Annotated in this window: 12 protein-coding genes; 3 read left to right on the top strand and 9 right to left on the bottom strand. The window is 40.1% G+C overall.

The window, feature by feature from the left end:
* Window positions 1-3: 3 nt before the first annotated feature.
* The 7 genes from DS2_RS17515 to DS2_RS17545 are packed head-to-tail and all read right to left on the bottom strand — an operon-like array spanning window position 4 to window position 7,397.
* The gene (locus DS2_RS17515) at window positions 4-1,302 is read right to left on the bottom strand and encodes a TRAP transporter large permease (protein WP_035016269.1); all 1,299 of its coding nucleotides are present in this window, start codon (window positions 1,300-1,302) and stop codon (window positions 4-6) included.
* Window positions 1,303-1,310: 8 nt separating this feature from the next.
* Window positions 1,311-1,793 (bottom strand): TRAP transporter small permease, encoded by a 483-nt coding sequence (locus DS2_RS17520; protein ID WP_035016270.1) that lies wholly within the window; start codon window positions 1,791-1,793, stop codon window positions 1,311-1,313.
* Window positions 1,793-2,776 (bottom strand): TRAP transporter substrate-binding protein, encoded by a 984-nt coding sequence (locus tag DS2_RS17525; RefSeq protein WP_035016271.1) that lies wholly within the window; start codon window positions 2,774-2,776, stop codon window positions 1,793-1,795. The genes DS2_RS17520 and DS2_RS17525 overlap by 1 nt, the downstream gene beginning before the upstream one ends.
* 58 nt (window positions 2,777-2,834) lie before the next feature.
* The gene (gene kduI / locus DS2_RS17530; protein ID WP_035016272.1) at window positions 2,835-3,677 is read right to left on the bottom strand and encodes a 5-dehydro-4-deoxy-D-glucuronate isomerase; all 843 of its coding nucleotides are present in this window, start codon (window positions 3,675-3,677) and stop codon (window positions 2,835-2,837) included.
* Window positions 3,678-3,692: 15 nt separating this feature from the next.
* Window positions 3,693-4,463 carry a 2-dehydro-3-deoxy-D-gluconate 5-dehydrogenase KduD gene (gene kduD, locus DS2_RS17535; protein ID WP_035016273.1) on the bottom strand — a complete coding sequence of 257 codons (771 nt, stop codon included), beginning with the start codon at window positions 4,461-4,463 and terminating at the stop codon, window positions 3,693-3,695.
* A 10-nt stretch (window positions 4,464-4,473) separates the two neighbouring features.
* Window positions 4,474-5,910 carry a glucuronate isomerase gene (uxaC, locus tag DS2_RS17540; protein ID WP_035016274.1) on the bottom strand — a complete coding sequence of 479 codons (1,437 nt, stop codon included), beginning with the start codon at window positions 5,908-5,910 and terminating at the stop codon, window positions 4,474-4,476.
* A 26-nt stretch (window positions 5,911-5,936) separates the two neighbouring features.
* A complete protein-coding gene (locus DS2_RS17545) occupies window positions 5,937-7,397 on the bottom strand; it encodes a mannitol dehydrogenase family protein (protein ID WP_035016275.1) in 1,461 nt (486 codons plus the stop codon).
* A gap of 218 nt (window positions 7,398-7,615) precedes the next feature.
* Between DS2_RS17545 and DS2_RS17550 the strand changes: the two genes are divergently transcribed.
* Window positions 7,616-8,449, top strand: a complete 834-nt coding sequence (locus DS2_RS17550) for a hypothetical protein (RefSeq protein WP_035016276.1) — start codon at window positions 7,616-7,618, stop codon at window positions 8,447-8,449.
* A gap of 6 nt (window positions 8,450-8,455) precedes the next feature.
* Here DS2_RS17550 and DS2_RS17555 read toward each other — a convergent pair whose 3' ends face one another.
* On the bottom strand, window positions 8,456-9,949 hold the full coding sequence (locus tag DS2_RS17555; protein ID WP_035016285.1) for a right-handed parallel beta-helix repeat-containing protein: 1,494 nt from the start codon (window positions 9,947-9,949) through the stop codon (window positions 8,456-8,458).
* Between the two features lie 351 nt (window positions 9,950-10,300).
* On the opposite strand from DS2_RS17555, the gene DS2_RS17560 reads away from it, so the two are divergent.
* Window positions 10,301-13,288, top strand: coding sequence for a TonB-dependent receptor (locus DS2_RS17560; RefSeq protein ID WP_035016277.1), 2,988 nt, complete (start codon window positions 10,301-10,303; stop codon window positions 13,286-13,288).
* Between the two features lie 260 nt (window positions 13,289-13,548).
* Window positions 13,549-15,060, top strand: a complete 1,512-nt coding sequence (locus tag DS2_RS17565; RefSeq protein ID WP_035016278.1) for a Fic family protein — start codon at window positions 13,549-13,551, stop codon at window positions 15,058-15,060.
* A 247-nt stretch (window positions 15,061-15,307) separates the two neighbouring features.
* On the opposite strand, the gene DS2_RS17570 is transcribed toward DS2_RS17565, so the two are convergent.
* Window positions 15,308-15,568, bottom strand: a complete 261-nt coding sequence (locus DS2_RS17570) for a hypothetical protein (RefSeq protein WP_035016279.1) — start codon at window positions 15,566-15,568, stop codon at window positions 15,308-15,310.
* Window positions 15,569-15,668 lie beyond the last annotated feature (100 nt).

The following is a 15,668-nucleotide window of genomic DNA, read 5'->3' on the forward strand; positions in this document are numbered from 1 at the left end:
ACCTTACCCTAAACCAAATAAATTGGGTAAAAACTCACTTATAGCAGGCACATATGTCACCAACATTAATACCACTATCATAGCCATATACAATGGGATAAGCGGCCTAATGAGTTTTTCAATCGAGGTTTTTGCTACTGCACAACCAACAAACAGTACCGACCCAACAGGCGGTGAAACTAGGCCTATAGATAAGTTAAGCACTATCATTATGCCAAAATGCAAGGGTGACATACCTAATGCTTCAGCAACAGGTAAAAAGATTGGCGTAAAAATTAATACCGCAGGGGTCATATCCATAAATGCGCCAATCACCAACAAACAAATATTGATTAACAACAAAATCAGTAATGGATTTTCGCTTAACGTTAATAAAAACTCGCTGATGGCTTGCGGGATATTCACATAAGACATTATCCACGACATTGCAGATGACGCACCAATCAACAACATAACAATTGCGGTGGTTTCAGCTGATTTAAGCAATATTTCAGACATTTCACTCATCTTAACTTCTTTATAGACAATGACAGATAGAATGAGTGAATAAATTACAGCGATTGCGCCTGCTTCAGTTGCAGTAAAGACCCCTGAAATAATACCGCCAATCACGATAAATATCAGTAATAAGCTTGGCAATGCTGCTTTAACTTTTTCAAATACAACACTAAATGGTAGACGCGCTGCAGTTGGGTAACCTTTTGCTTTTGCATAACCCGCACACACTAACATTAATGCTAGCGCAACCAGAATACCAGGTAGATAACCCGCGACAAATAATGCAGCAATTGAAACACCACCACTTGCAACAGCGTAGATAATCAAAATGTTACTTGGTGGTATTAACATACCCGTTGTTGCCGAGGTACAAGTGACTGCCGCGGCAAAGTTTTTGTCGTAACCGTTTTTCTCCATTTGCGGGATCATAAAACTGCCGATTGCACTCGTTGCCGCCACAGCCGAACCTGAAATGGCACCAAACAATGTACATGACATTACGTTAACCAATGCTAATCCACCTGGTAAGAAACCAATTAATGCCATAGCACATTCAATTAAGCGTTTGGCGATACCACCACGCCCCATAATCAAACCTGATAAAACAAAAAATGGAATAGCCAACAAAACAAAACTATTTACGCCACCAGCTAACCTTTGTGCGACCGTAGTCACTGCAGGCGCAAAGTCTATAGTAAATAACATAGTCACGGCTGTTGCGATCCCAATGCTAAATGAGATAGGTACATTAAGCAGCAACAGGGCAAAAAACGTAATAACTAAAACTAATCCTGAATAATCCATAGCTATGCCTATTGCCCCCATATTTGTGATGCTAATTGTTTGATTTTATTGATGCCGAACAACACAATAATCAAACCCGATAGAGGCACCGCAAAATATACGTAGCCCATTTTTATTTCTAATGCTGCCGATGTTTGAATCGGTGTCATGGTTAAATCAACCAATGAAAACCCACCAAACACCATAACGTTAAGTGCAAAGCCAACAACACACAAATGAGAAAATATCCCGGCAACGGCTTGGCCTTTTGTCGATAGTTTGTTAACTAGAATATCTAAGCCTAAATGCGAGCCTGTTTGATAAGCATATGCAGCACCAAACAAACTGATCCAAATAAGTAAGAAACGAGCAGCTTCTTCAGTAACTGAGCTAGGTGCTTGTAATACGTATCGTGAAATCACTTGCCAGGTCACCATAACTACAATGAGTGCGCTTAAAGCCACCAGCAATTTTTTTAATAGACTTTCTACATGCGAGGTAACAGAATTCATTATTTGCCCTCATTCATTGATGCAATTTGCTCAAGGTACTGGCCGATGCGTGTACCTTTAAAAGTTGCATGGAAATCTTGAACCGCGTTGATAAAAGGCGTTTTATCTGGGTATATCACTTCAACCCCTGCTTTTTTAACTTCAGCGAGTGCTTGTAACTCACCTTCAAGCCACAGCTGTTTTTGATATTCCACTGAATCTTGAATTGCTTTTTTTAACCAAAGCTGTTGTTGCTCTGTTAAGTTGTTATACACATGTGCACTACCAACAATGACATCTGGTACAGATGTATGCTCATTCAGAATATAATATTTGCTGATTTCGTAGTGACGTGACAAATAAAACGAAGGTGGGTTATTTTCAGCGCCATCAACAACACCTTGCTGTAGTGCGGCGTACAGCTCACCGAACGAAATAGGTGTAGCTGCACCACTAAACGCTTGCACCATTTTTACTGCGGTTTGGCTTTCCATCACACGGATTTTTTTGCCAGTTAAGTCTTTAGGCTCTTTAACCCGAGTATCAGTCATATAAAAACTTCGACTACCCGCATCGTAATAACCTAAACCAACTAAATGCGCTTTTTGGGTTTCGTTCAACAAGTTTTGTCCAACATCGCCATTAAGTACACGCCATCTATGCTCGCGCGATTGAAAGATATACGGCAAACTGAACACCTTCATCTCAGGAACAAAACCTTCAATGGTTGCGGCAGATACTTTAGTCATAGCCAAACTACCAATTTGCAATAACTCAACCATCTCACGTTCGTTACCCAGTTGGGCACTTGGATAGATCACAACATCCATTTCACCATTTGAGTAATGTTGCAAACGCTCGGCCATATGTACCATAGCTTTGTGAACACTATGCTCAGTATCGAGCGTGTGGCCCATTCTGAGTACAACTTTTTGCTGTTCTCCGCCACAAGACGTTAACACCACCAAAAAGCTCAAACAAAAAACTGTTTTAAACCAGTTCATAAATCCCCCAAAAAAAGAGGCAGCGAATCACTTCAACTGCCTCCAACACACACGACAACTAGCGAAGTTCAGTTGGAGCATGAATATCCATATCGTCATATGCCAAGTTTTCACCTGCCATACCCCAAACGAAAGAATAATTAGCTGTGCCACAACCAGAATGAATTGACCAAGGAGGAGAAACCACAGCTTGTTCATTTGCCACCCAGATATGACGCGTTTCTTGCGGTTCACCCATAAAATGACAGACAGCTTGCCCTTGTGGGATTTCAAAATAAAAATAAGCTTCCATACGGCGATCATGCTGATGCGCTGGCATAGTGTTCCATACACTACCTGGCTGCAAACACGTTATGCCCATTTGTAATTGGCAAGTTTCTACTACACCATTAACCAACAATTGATGGATTCTTCTTTGGTTAGACGTTTCTAAGCTGCCTAATTCAAGAATATTCGCGTCAGCCAAACCGACTTTTTTAGTTGGAAAAGCCTTATGTGCTGGCGCTGAGTTTAAATAAAAATGTGCAGGCGCATTTTTATTAGCACTGGCAAATGTCACTTGTTTGTTACCTTGGCCTACGTATAAAGCTTCTTTTGCTTCTAGTTGATATTCAACACCGTCAACTGTTACTACACCTAAACCACCAACATTAACCACACCTAACTCACGGCGATCTAAAAAGTGCTCAGACTTAGTTTCGTCAATTGCAGTTAAACTGAGTACTTCATTGACAGGTACAACCCCACCAATAATGTAACGGTCGTAATGAGTATAAATTAGGGTTATTTCGTCTTGCGTCATAATGTTGTGACACAAAAATTCATCTCTAAATTGCTGAGTATCAAAGGTTTTAATTTCGTTACGGCCAATTGCATAACGGGTTGTACAATTAATTGTCATTATTTACTCCAATACTTATCGGGCTAACCAGCCGCCGTCAACTGCTAATACGTGACCATTGACATAATCACTTGCGCTTGATGCTAAAAATACCGCGGCACCAACCAATTGATCAGGCTCACCCCATTGACCCGCAGGAATACGTTTTTCAATATCACGATTACGCTCAGGGTTGTCTTGCAAAGCTTGGGTGTTATCAGTTCTAAAATAACCAGGTGCAATTGCATTTACTTGAATGTTATTAATCGCCCATTCGTTAGCCAATGCTTTGGTTACACCTGCAATACCATGTTTACTGGCTGTGTATGCTGGCACTGTAATACCGCCAGAATAAGACAACATAGACGCGATATTAATAATTTTGCCTTGGCCACGTTCAATCATGCTTTTGCCAATTAAACGACTTAATAAAAACGCTGAATTTAAGTTAACGTTAATTACTTTTAACCATTCGTCTTCAGGAAAATCGACCGCTGGGAAACGCGCAATTGTGCCGCCGTTATTTAATAAAATGTCGACTTGACCTTGCCATGCAAGCGCTGCTTCAGCCAAAGCTTTAACTGAGTCGCTATCATTTAAATCAGCTGCAACTTGAATAGCTTCACCACCTGCTTGCTCAATTAATTTAATGGTTTCATCACAACCGTTAGCTTTTGAGCTGCTACAAACAACCTTTGCACCCGCATTTGCTAAACCAAGCGCCAATGCACGGCCTAAACCTCGACTACTGCCTGTTACTAATGCAACTTTGCCTGCTAAAGAAAACATTTTGTTTGAATCTGTCATATGTAACCTCTTATTTTGACGTCTTGGTATTTTGGTAAGCTTCTTTTGCTAAGCGATAAGAAAGATCATGCGCCAAATCAAAAGCGGCACTTTCAGAAATTCTATGTTCAGCGACCATTTGCGCTAAGAAACGGCAATCTATACGACGAGCAACATCATGGCGCGCAGGTATAGATAAAAACGCACGGGTATCGTCGTTAAAACCAACGGTATTGTAGAAACCTGCTGTTTCTGTGATTGAGTGGCGATAACGCAACATGCCCTCAGGCGAATCATGAAACCACCAAGCAGGTCCTAATTTAAGTGCAGGATAATGACCCGCTAAAGGCGCTAGCTCACGCGTATAAGTCGTTTCGTCTAAGGTGAATAAAATAATGCGCAAATCCGTAGAATTGCCGTATTTATTTAACAGCGGCGCCATGTTTTGCACAAATTCAGCTTGTACTGGAATATCGCCGCCCTTGTCGCGACCAAAATTTTGCAATACTTGGCCATTATGGTTGCGATAAACACCAGGGTGAATTTGCATTACCATGCCATCTTGCAAACTCATGCCTGCAAGCTCGGTTAACATTTGTGCACGGAATAATTCGGCTTGCTCTTTGCTGAAGTTACCAGAACGAACTTGACTAAATAAACGCTCACATTCACTTGCAGTTAAATCAGCTGTTTTCGCGGTTGCATGACCATGGTCGGTGGCTGTTGCGCCGTGCTCACGGAAAAATGCCCGGCGGTCACGAATTGCAGCTAAATAGCCTTGCCAGCTAGCACAGTCTTGACCTGTTATATCAGCAAGTTTTGTTAAGTTATGTGCAAAATTTCCGCTTTCAGGATCAACAATGTCGTCTGGACGGAAAGTAGTAATAACGGTTTTATCTATGCCTGTGCCTTTTAATTGCGCATGGTATTTTAAATCGTCTAAACCACCTTCAGTGGTTGCCAATAACTCAATGTTGAATTTTTCCAACAAAGCACGAGGTTTAAATTCATCGCTGGCTAAAATTTCATTGATACGGTCGTAAAAGAAATCAGCTGAATCTTCAGTTAATTCAACTTCAAACCCAAAAATGCTGCACAACACGTGATCCATCCACATACGTGACGGCGTGCCATGAAATAAATAATAATGTTTAGCAAAACACCGCCAAATTTTACGGTAGTCGCTTTCAACTGCACCACCATCTAAACGCTTAATCCCCAATGACTCTAAACTAACACCCTGGCTATAGAGCATTCTAAAAACATAATGGTCTGGAATAATCAGCAATTCAGCCGCATTGGAGAAATTGTTATTTTCAGCAAACCAACGAGGGTCTGTATGGCCGTGTGGGCTAACAATGGGTAAATCTTTTATCGACGCGTATAAATCACGACTGATGCTTCTTAATTTGCTATCAGCACTAAACAAGCGGTCTTCATGAATTGAGTATGGTGCAAAGTTGGCCATTTAAACCTCTACCTAAAAATTTTCTATTACGCTAATGACGCTAAAAATGAATCTATTTCACTATAGGCTGTAACAACCGAATCTACGAATTGCTGATTTGCCAATAGTTCTTTTTCAACTATGCCGTCAATCGCTAAAAATGCACTGACGTCTGACTTGGCATCACCGGTAAAGCCACTAACAACCTGCTGCATAAGTTGATTTTTCGGATCAGCAATGTCGGCTTGCTGTTCGGTGCGAGCAACAATAAATTTAATCCAGGCTGCAACAACAATAGATAAACGTTCAATTGACCGACCAGCTGCTAAGTTTTCTTTAATTGGCTCTAAGGTACGAACTGGAATTTTTAACGAACCATCGGCTGCAATTTGAATTAACAAATGACGAATCGACGGATTGTCGTAACGCTCAAGAATGGCTTGAGCATAATCGGCAAGATCTAAACCTGCTGGCGCGTCAATCGATGGGATAATTTCGTGTTCAAGCAGCTCGCTAATAAAAGCTTTCACTTGCGTGTTATTAATAGCGTTATAAACAGTATCAATCGACAGTAAGCTGCCAATGTAAGCAAGCGCTGAATGTGTGCCATTTAAAATACGCAATTTAGTTTTTTCAAAACCGTCAACGTCGTTGGTAAACATCACACCTGCTTTTTCCCATGCTGGGCGCGCCATACTAGGAATATCTTCAATGACCCATTGCGCAAAAGGTTCACGTTGCACAGGTACGCTATCTGTATAACGACAGTTTTCTTCCACCGCGGCAACGGTTGAACCTTCGGTTTTTGGGGTAATGCAATCAACCATGGTATTAGGGAAATGTGCATTGGCCGAAATCCAATTGGCAAGTTCAGAGTTAATTTCATTCGCTAAAGCAACAGTGGCTTTTTTCAGTTTGTCACCATTGTGCGGCAAGTTGTCGCAGGCAATAACATTAAAAGCAGGTTGCCCCTTATAAAAACGACTTAAAAAGCCTGCCACTAAAATACCTACAGCCGATTTTGGTGAAGTAATATTGCCAATATCATGCTGAATATTAGCTGATTGAATGTCTAAATCACCTGCTTCATTCAAACAATAACCTTTTTCAGTCACAGTTAAAGAAACCAGTTTGACTGATGGTAAAGCCAATGTTGCTAGCACATCAGGCATTTGCTTAGATGCAACTAGAGCTTGTTTAATTGAACCTATAATTTGAAAGCTTTGTGTTTTGCCACAAACCACATTAGTGTATAAACCGTCTTGAGCGTTTATTTGATCTTTCAATTGCTCATTACTAAAGGCAACAGCACAAATTCCCCATTGTAAATCATTGGTTTGCTCTAAAACTTGTTCGGTAAATACCGCTTGATGAGAACGATGAAACGCACCTAGACCTAAATGAACAATACCAATATCTAATTCAGATCTTTTGTATGACGGTAATTGAACACCTGCTTCAGCTAGGCTTAAAGTATGTTGTGCTAGATAATCATTGCTAAGTTGCATAGGTGTACCTGAGTGATTTATTGACAATTTGCTTTATAATGAGCGACTTTGATACAAAATAACTAAGTAATTGACTAAAATTATAATTAAAAACCGACCATAGTCAAGTGGCCTTACCAATTATTTTTAACCGAAATCTAACACTCTCATTCGAAAAATGAAAACTTTTATATGCTATATTTAAGTAACTCAAGGCATGAACTTAGGGCCGATTAACCATGGCCAAGACGAAAAGCATTCTGTTTATCTTTAAAAATCTGACTCTTGTAGCCAGTCTGCTGCTATCTGCAGTTATACAAGCCAAAGATGTTATTTTGGTGACACCGAGTAGCTCGCCAATTGATGTGCGTGGAACATACGCAAGTGCCTTGTTAATACAAGCGCTGTCTCATAGCAAACCAAAACACTATAACGTAGTTTTTAGCCCACCTATGAATGAAGCCCGCGCCGAAAAACAAATGCATTTAGGGAGGAACGTACATGTAATGTGGGCAGCGGCTCGCGTTGAGTGGGAAAATACGCTAATAGCAGTCAAACAGCCATTGCTTAAAGGCCTATTAGGTAAGCGTGTGTTCTTCATCAATAAAAATAAGCAAAACCTATTTAGCATTATACGCAATATAAATGAACTAAAGAAACTCAGGCTGGGTACCGGGCATGTGTGGTCAATCACACGAATTTTTGAGAATAACCAATTTAACTTAGTTACTAGCTCAAGTTACGAAGGTTTATTTAAAATGCTTGCCAAAGATAGATTTGATTATTTTCCACGCGGGGTAAATGAAATATTAGAAGAGTTTGCCACGCGTAAAGAAATGTACCCTAATATGGCAATTGAACAAGATATAGTACTGAAAACCGATTTACCAGTTTATTACTACGTAACACCAGCCAGTCCTGAAATAGCGAAAGATATTGAAGTTGGCTTAGCTGCTATTATAAAAAATGGTACTTTTGATAAATTGTTCGACCAGCATTTTAGCCAACTGCAAACATCCTTGCAGTTGACTAATCGTAAGGTATTTAAACTAACCTCACCTCATAAAGACTAGGGCAGACTAATAGGCTCGTACTTTTATAAATTCACAGCCATTATTTGCAACAAGTTGCAAAGTTGTGCCACTAAAGCTACTCGAGCTGACATAATTACTGGTTATTTCAAGGCTGCCACTGCCATCAATTGATGAAACTGAACCTCTAAAATTACAACTTGAATTAGCATCACTGTCCCAAAACTGTACGTTTTCACCCGACAAACTTTGACCAAAATCAACACAGGTTGCGCCCGCCAAGGTTATTTCGGTTTTGCTGTTCCAGTTCACAGAAACGCTTGAATCACAGCCTGACGGATCAGTTGGGGTAGTGCCACCGTCATTTGGATCTTCCGGATCGGTTGGGTCTTGTGGATCAGTCGGGTCTACTGGATCTGTATTAGAAGGCGCTGAACCACAACCATTAGTTAATTCATCAAAGCAAGCATACGGCCCTTGGTATGGTTGCTCAATTGAAGTGTTTAACTGATCTTCAATTTTGTTTAATTGATATGTTGCATCAACCACTTTTGTACCATTATCTAGACGGGTGTTGTCTTTTGCGTACACAGTTTCTTCAAGCAACTTATAAATGGGTGATGAAGTATTTAAGGTAAATTCATTACCATAAATGTTTGATGCTCTGTGCTCTTGGTAAGTGAAAATGGCATGTGCAATGTTATTATCACCTTCCCAGTCCATTTTGTTGTATCTAACAATGACATCTGTACCTTTTAAATCGATAAAACTATCTGCTGCAGGGTTGCCACTTGTACCAATTATGCCTTTACCACTCAAATAGTTAGACTCGATAACTGTGCCTTTAGTACCCGATTTAACATCAAAAGTTTCTGCGGTAACCTCTGGCCCTATAGTACAACCACCGATTAAATTGTAATTGCTTGGGTCAAGCGTTGCTGACTCATGCCCATTGTGTGTACCAACGTAAACACCTTCACCAAAGCCTTCTTTGCCCGAGCGTTTACCCGTATTATGGATATAACAATTGGTAAGCTTGTTATAAGAGCTCGACTTTCTGAAGTGAACAGCTTCTGCGCCAACATCAGACACTTCAACATTATCAATTACATTGTGGTTAGCACCTTCAAGCATGATGCCTTTTTGTGCAGTTTTAAATTTGAGATCTTTTATTACCCAGTGGTCACCTGTTAAATACAGGATATAACCCGAATCAACATTTTCACCTTTTAAGGTTTGTTTGTCCGACTTAGCATAACTTCTAAGAGTAATGGGGTTAGACGAAGTACCACTTTTATCACTAAAAAAGTGCGCTGGGCTGCTACCACTATTTTCGGTCCCCTTTTGCCCAAGATAATTACCTGGGAAAACAATAATTTCATCCCCAGCACTGGCGTTTTTAAGCGCTGTTTGCAATTCGGTTGCAGAATAAACATTGATGTTTTGTGCTGATAGTTCGAAAGAAATACCACAAGCAGTTATGGATGCGGCACAAATTGCAAAAAATGCAGAGGCCTTGAAGTTTTTATTTAGTTTTTTCATTAGAGAATGATCCCATGTGTTTAATTGTGTAAGTGCGAAGCCATTCATTTATACATTTCCTTAACATCAAAAACACTAGCACAACACAATTGGCCTGACAACATGATCATTTAAACAGTATTTTCAAAAAAGTGTTCCTGTAGATCGATTAAAAAACCAAATCAAATTCCACAATAAAAACTATAAAACATCGAATAATGATAAAAATCCGCTAATTACTTCCATACAAATAAGAAAAATAAACATTTAATAAAAATTATTGGCCTTACCACTTTAACACCATACCTTTTAATGCTACCATCCAGATGTTTTTACATAAAAATAACTTTAATTAACATTATGAGGTACAAAATGAGCACCCATACTAAAACTCAGCATTTGTTTCAAAGAACCACATTAAGTGCGCTAATTGCATTGGCGTGTACACCAGCATTTGCTCAAGATGCAGCAACAAACAGCGAAGAAGAGGTAGAAGTTATTTCTATCGTAAGTAGTATTCGCGGTAACTTGCAGTCAGCCATAAACGAAAAGAAATTAGCCCCAACCATTGTTGATGGCATTTCAGCAGACGATATTGGCACCTTACCCGCATTAGATATGGGTGAAGCGTTACAAGCTGTGCCAGGTGTACAGTTAAACCGTGAAGGTTCGCGCCGCGAATCCAGCGTAAACTTACGTGGTTTACCCTCAGGCTTTGTATTAACTACAGCGAACGGTGTATCTATCGCTACACCAACACGTGAAGCTTCTCCTTATGGTGCGGCTAACCCATTTGGCGCATACAACCCAGCGGTATTTAATGGCATTACGGTACAAAAATCGTTAACTGCAGATATGGTTGAAGGTGGTATTGCTGGTACAGTTAACCAAAAAGTAAAAAGCCCATTACAACGTAAAAGCTCTTTACGCATGCAAATTGGTGGTAGATACGAAGAATTGGCCGACTCAATTGACCCTGAAGTTTCTATCTCAGGTTCGACTCACTTAATTGATGACGTATTAGCTGTATCTGGTACTTTGTCTTTCTCGCAACAAACATTCCGCCAAGACGTTATCCGTATTAATGCTTACGACAGTTTAAAAGCAGCTAACTTTGCGCCAGATGGCACAGCAGAAGAACAAAGTGCTGCATATAACAGCTGGTTAAGTGAAAATAATTTACATGAAGATTCAACCATTTTATTCCCAGGTGAGTATCGTCAACAAAGTGAAGTAAACAAAGGGGATAGGTTCTCGTTTTCTGGTGGCATTGAATACAAGCCAACTGAAAACTTAAAGCTTGGTTTTACCAGCATTATTACTGAACGTAACCTAGATGAAGCGCGTTTAGAACAGCTTGAAATGCGTTTAGATCAATCAAGCGTTAAAGTTATCCCAACATTAGATAAATACCCACTTCGCGCAACTGGCGAGAAAAACAATGCTGGTCAAGAAACCTATGTTTTGTCAGGCGTAGATTTTGAGCGCCCACGTTATTACTTCGACAATCGTAAAGATGAACAATTGCAAGACGCTGCTGCTTATATGTTTGATGCAGAGTGGACACATGATATGTGGACAGTGGATGCAAACTTAACCTTGTCTGAAGCAACTAACCGCCGAACAGAGGTATTACTGTCTAACCGTACTAATACGCCAGCGAGTATTAAAGGTTCGGTTTACACAGGTGAAGGTGAAATTGAAAACTTTTATTTCAATATGACAGGCGCTGACCAAGCAATGGATTTTGACAATGCAGTTTGGGAGCCAAAAAACCAAGTAGCCAATACAGCCACAACCAAAAACGCGGCTGATGGCCTATACCTACTAATTACCGGTAACTATGAGCAAGTAGCACATACAAACGACTCATTCAAATTAGATTTTACCCGCCAATTTGACGAAGGCTTTTTGAAAAACGTTAAATTTGGTTACCGTTTTGCCGATGTTTTCCAAGATTCAACCTATGCAAAAGGTTCATCTGTGGGCGTTAACCCAACAGGCATAATGACCAGCGATCGCATAACTGATCCTGCATATGTATCGGAAGAAGCATTCTTTGGTGGCTTAACCGATGGTTTTGTTTCAGCAGACGAAGGCTGGCGTTCATTTGATTTTGATTCAATGAATAGAGATTTAAAGAATTCGATTAAAATTGAAGACATTGCACCTGCAGGCAATGGTGAAACCGCTAAATATACCCCAACTGGTTACATTCAACGTGGTGGTCGTCAAGCAGATGGCTTTATTTATAGCTCAGGTTTAAAAACCAATGCATTATACGGTATGGCAAACTTTGAGTTTGAATTATTTGGCCCCATGTTGTTAAACGGTAATATTGGTGGTCGTTATATTGAATCAGAAACAGAAGCAAAAGCACCAGATGTAGGTGGCGAAGACATCAATAACTTGCCACTCGCTGTATTTAAAAACGAATACAATCACTTTTTACCAAGTGTAAACTTATCAACTAACTTAGATGACGACGAAAATGTAATTGTACGTTTTGCTTACAACAAAAACATTGCCCGCCCTGACCTGCGTTCAGCTTCACCTTCATCGAAGTTTTCTTACATTCAAGGTGTAGGTGCAACTGTGCAATTACCAGGTTCGAACATCAAACCATTTGAAGCGGATTCGTACGACTTATCACTTGAGTGGTACAACCGTGAAGGCAGTGCAATTACCTTAGCCCTATTCAAAAAAGAAATTAGCAACTTATTTGATACCCAAGACTTGTGTGAAGCTTCAGCGCTGGCAGGTACAGGTGTTGATTTAGGTAACTTAAGCGTGCAAAACGATGGTAAATGTATTACCGACGGTAACGACAATTTATCAGATCCTGACCTATTGGTTGCTGGTGACGCTGTAAATATGAGCGGTATTGTTAATATTGCGGATACCATTTCAATTAAAGGTATGGAAATTTCAATTCAACAGAATTTAGACTTTTTACCTTTCCCATGGAATGGTTTGGGTGGTGTAATTAACTACTCACAAACACAACAAGACGACAATGACGCAAACCGTATTCCGGGCATTTCAGATAAAAGCTACAACGCCATTGCATACTATGAGCAAGACAGCTTTGGTGTACGTTTAGCTTATAACTACCGTACCGCATACGACTTACGCACCTCAGGTACAGCAAATGGTTTTGCAGATAGAAGTGTTGCTGCTGCGGGTCGTTTAGATGCATCAGCCTACTATAAAATTACCAAAGACCTACAAATTAACTTTAAAGCTTATAACTTAACTGAGAATTTGTACGAAGAATACCAAACCCACGAGTGGATGCCACGCGCAACCAAATACTCAGGTAAAGTATTCACCTTTGGTATTAAATACAACTTTTTATAATTGACGCATGTGGGGCCTAGCCCCACTTATAAAATAACCAGACGTCCGTTTGGTTAACAACCTAAGCCGGGGCACTAACTGGCTTAGGTTGTTTGTTTTTAAACAACATCTCAATTTTTATACCTTTAGAATTTCGCGAGTTGTAAGCTATAAATAATATCAGCCTTACATTAAAAGCTAATCACAACTTGCATTAAAAGCTAATTCAAATATACACTAAAAGCTAACAAATAACTTCAACAAAAGCTAACGGTGTTAACATGAATCAAGTATCAAAAAAGCTTGCACACTCGCTAGAGCAATTAAAGCTCTTACAAGATCGTGGGATTATTGCTGTGCAATCAAAAATGCTTGAGCGCACCGATAGAGAGCGTTTAACCAAACATGGCTTCATCAAAGAAGTGATGCGAGGTTGGTATATTCCTTCAAGCCCCGATGAGCAACAAGGTGATAGTACCGCTTGGTATACGTCCTTTTGGGATTTTTGTAGCGCGTATCTTGATGAGCGTCTTGAGCAAAATTGGTGCTTATCGCCAGAGCAATCCATCCAAATTCACATTGGTGATAAAACCGTTCCTCCTCAGTTATTAGTTCGTTCGCCTAAAGGGCGCAACAAGCCAACGACATTGCTTCACAATACTTCAGTATTCGATATCCGCTCTGCGATGCCAGAACAAACGCAATTAACAGTCGTTGATGGTTTAAGAGTGTATAGCTTGGCTGCAAGTTTAGTACATTGTGCTAAAGCTACCTTTGCCCAAAAGCCCATTCAAATGAGAACGCTACTTTCAATGGTGACAGATGCCTCAGAAGTACTAAGTATCTTACTTGATGGTGGCCATGTGGCCAGTGCTAGCCGGTTAGCTGGCGCATTTCGTAATATTGGCCGAGACTTGATAGCGAATAGTATTCTCAAGGGAATGGATGCTGCTGACTACAAAGTGAAAGAAGTTGACCCGTTTGAAGATAAAACTCAGATAACCTTTGGTCGCCGTGAGGTTTCACCCTACGTAAATAGATTGCGTTTACTATGGCAAAACATGCGAACAGATGTGATCGCCCATTTTCCTGATGCACCGGATGCAAAAACCAATATTCAGGGCTACTTAGCTGAAGTTGAAGACAAGTTTGTTACTGATGCTTATCATTCGTTATCTATTGAAGGCTATCGAGTAACGCATGAGTTAATTGAACATGTACGTTCAGGCAACTGGGATCCTGAACAGTCTGATGATAGCAGAAAACATTTAGATGCAATGGCCGCAAAAGGCTATTGGGATGCCTTTCAGCAAGTAAAGCTAGCGGTAGAACAGGTCTTAGAAGGGGCAAACCCTGGTGAAGTATTTGAAGCAGTTCATGCTGATTGGTACTTAGCTTTATTCGGCCCTAGTGTTGCCGCTGGCATTATTAAACAGTCTGATTTAGCCGGTTATCGAACAGGTCCTGTTTATATTCGAAAATCAAAACATACCCCACCAACCAAAGCAGCAGTTAGGGAGTTGATGCCTGCACTATTCGACTTATTAATGGATGAAGAGCACCCAGCAGTGAGAGCGGTTTTGGGTCATTTTATCTTTGTTTATATTCACCCATATTTTGATGGCAATGGTCGCATGGGACGATTCATTATGAACTTGATGATGGCCGCAGGTGGTTATTCGTGGACGGTTGTGCCTGTTGAACGCAGAGATGAGTATATGCTGGCACTGGAAGCTGCCAGTGTAGAGCAAAATATTACGCCTTTTACAAAGTTTATTGCCTCGTTATTATAGATTTTAACGCTTTGAAAAAATATTAACTTTTAGCTGTTTTTACACCTTTAAAATTTCGCGAGTTGTAAGCTATAAATCTCTACAGTTGAATTAGACCATTATAGTCGGTAAGTTGTGTATGTGGTCAGCTTCTACGATAGATGCTGCTACCTTGTCATTTAATAGAAATGATCTTATGCGAAGCACTCCTGTCTCAATGATGGTGAGCAGTAAACCCTGTATGTCAGTTGGTAAGTTCATTTCATCCCTACAAATTAGGCTGTCTAAGCCACTCAATAAAACCTGCTAAAATCAAGAGAAAAAATACTAAACTTAGTTGTACAAGTAACGCAGACAATATTCGTTTTACCCCAATCACATGACGTCGATTAAAGTTAAGAGTGCAAGCTTTATGCAATACTGCAGTGAAAAATATAAACACCAAATACCATGCCCCAAATTGGGTAGATATCGAAAATATAATGACGTACAACACAACCCACAAAAATACATCAATAACTTTATACATATTTCACTACCTTATATTCCGAAGCTTATATGTGGAATATTCCCGAAAGGAGTTAATGCTTCATTTAAGGAGGGCGTTCGAAAATCTGTGTCAGCCTAGT

The sequence above is a fragment of the Catenovulum agarivorans DS-2 genome (assembly GCF_000568405.1).
In the GTDB taxonomy this organism is placed as follows: domain Bacteria; phylum Pseudomonadota; class Gammaproteobacteria; order Enterobacterales; family Alteromonadaceae; genus Catenovulum; species Catenovulum agarivorans_A.

Coding starts and splice junctions, on each gene's coding strand:
- DS2_RS17515 (WP_035016269.1), bottom strand. CDS start 1,302: ATGGATTATTCAGGATTAGTTTTAGTTATTACGTTTTTTGCCCTGTTG.
- DS2_RS17520 (WP_035016270.1), bottom strand. CDS start 1,793: ATGAATTCTGTTACCTCGCATGTAGAAAGTCTATTAAAAAAATTGCTG.
- DS2_RS17525 (WP_035016271.1), bottom strand. CDS start 2,776: ATGAACTGGTTTAAAACAGTTTTTTGTTTGAGCTTTTTGGTGGTGTTA.
- kduI (WP_035016272.1), bottom strand. CDS start 3,677: ATGACAATTAATTGTACAACCCGTTATGCAATTGGCCGTAACGAAATT.
- kduD (WP_035016273.1), bottom strand. CDS start 4,463: ATGACAGATTCAAACAAAATGTTTTCTTTAGCAGGCAAAGTTGCATTA.
- uxaC (WP_035016274.1), bottom strand. CDS start 5,910: ATGGCCAACTTTGCACCATACTCAATTCATGAAGACCGCTTGTTTAGT.
- DS2_RS17545 (WP_035016275.1), bottom strand. CDS start 7,397: ATGCAACTTAGCAATGATTATCTAGCACAACATACTTTAAGCCTAGCT.
- DS2_RS17550 (WP_035016276.1), top strand. CDS start 7,616: ATGGCCAAGACGAAAAGCATTCTGTTTATCTTTAAAAATCTGACTCTT.
- DS2_RS17555 (WP_035016285.1), bottom strand. CDS start 9,949: ATGAAAAAACTAAATAAAAACTTCAAGGCCTCTGCATTTTTTGCAATT.
- DS2_RS17560 (WP_035016277.1), top strand. CDS start 10,301: ATGAGCACCCATACTAAAACTCAGCATTTGTTTCAAAGAACCACATTA.
- DS2_RS17565 (WP_035016278.1), top strand. CDS start 13,549: ATGAATCAAGTATCAAAAAAGCTTGCACACTCGCTAGAGCAATTAAAG.
- DS2_RS17570 (WP_035016279.1), bottom strand. CDS start 15,568: ATGTATAAAGTTATTGATGTATTTTTGTGGGTTGTGTTGTACGTCATT.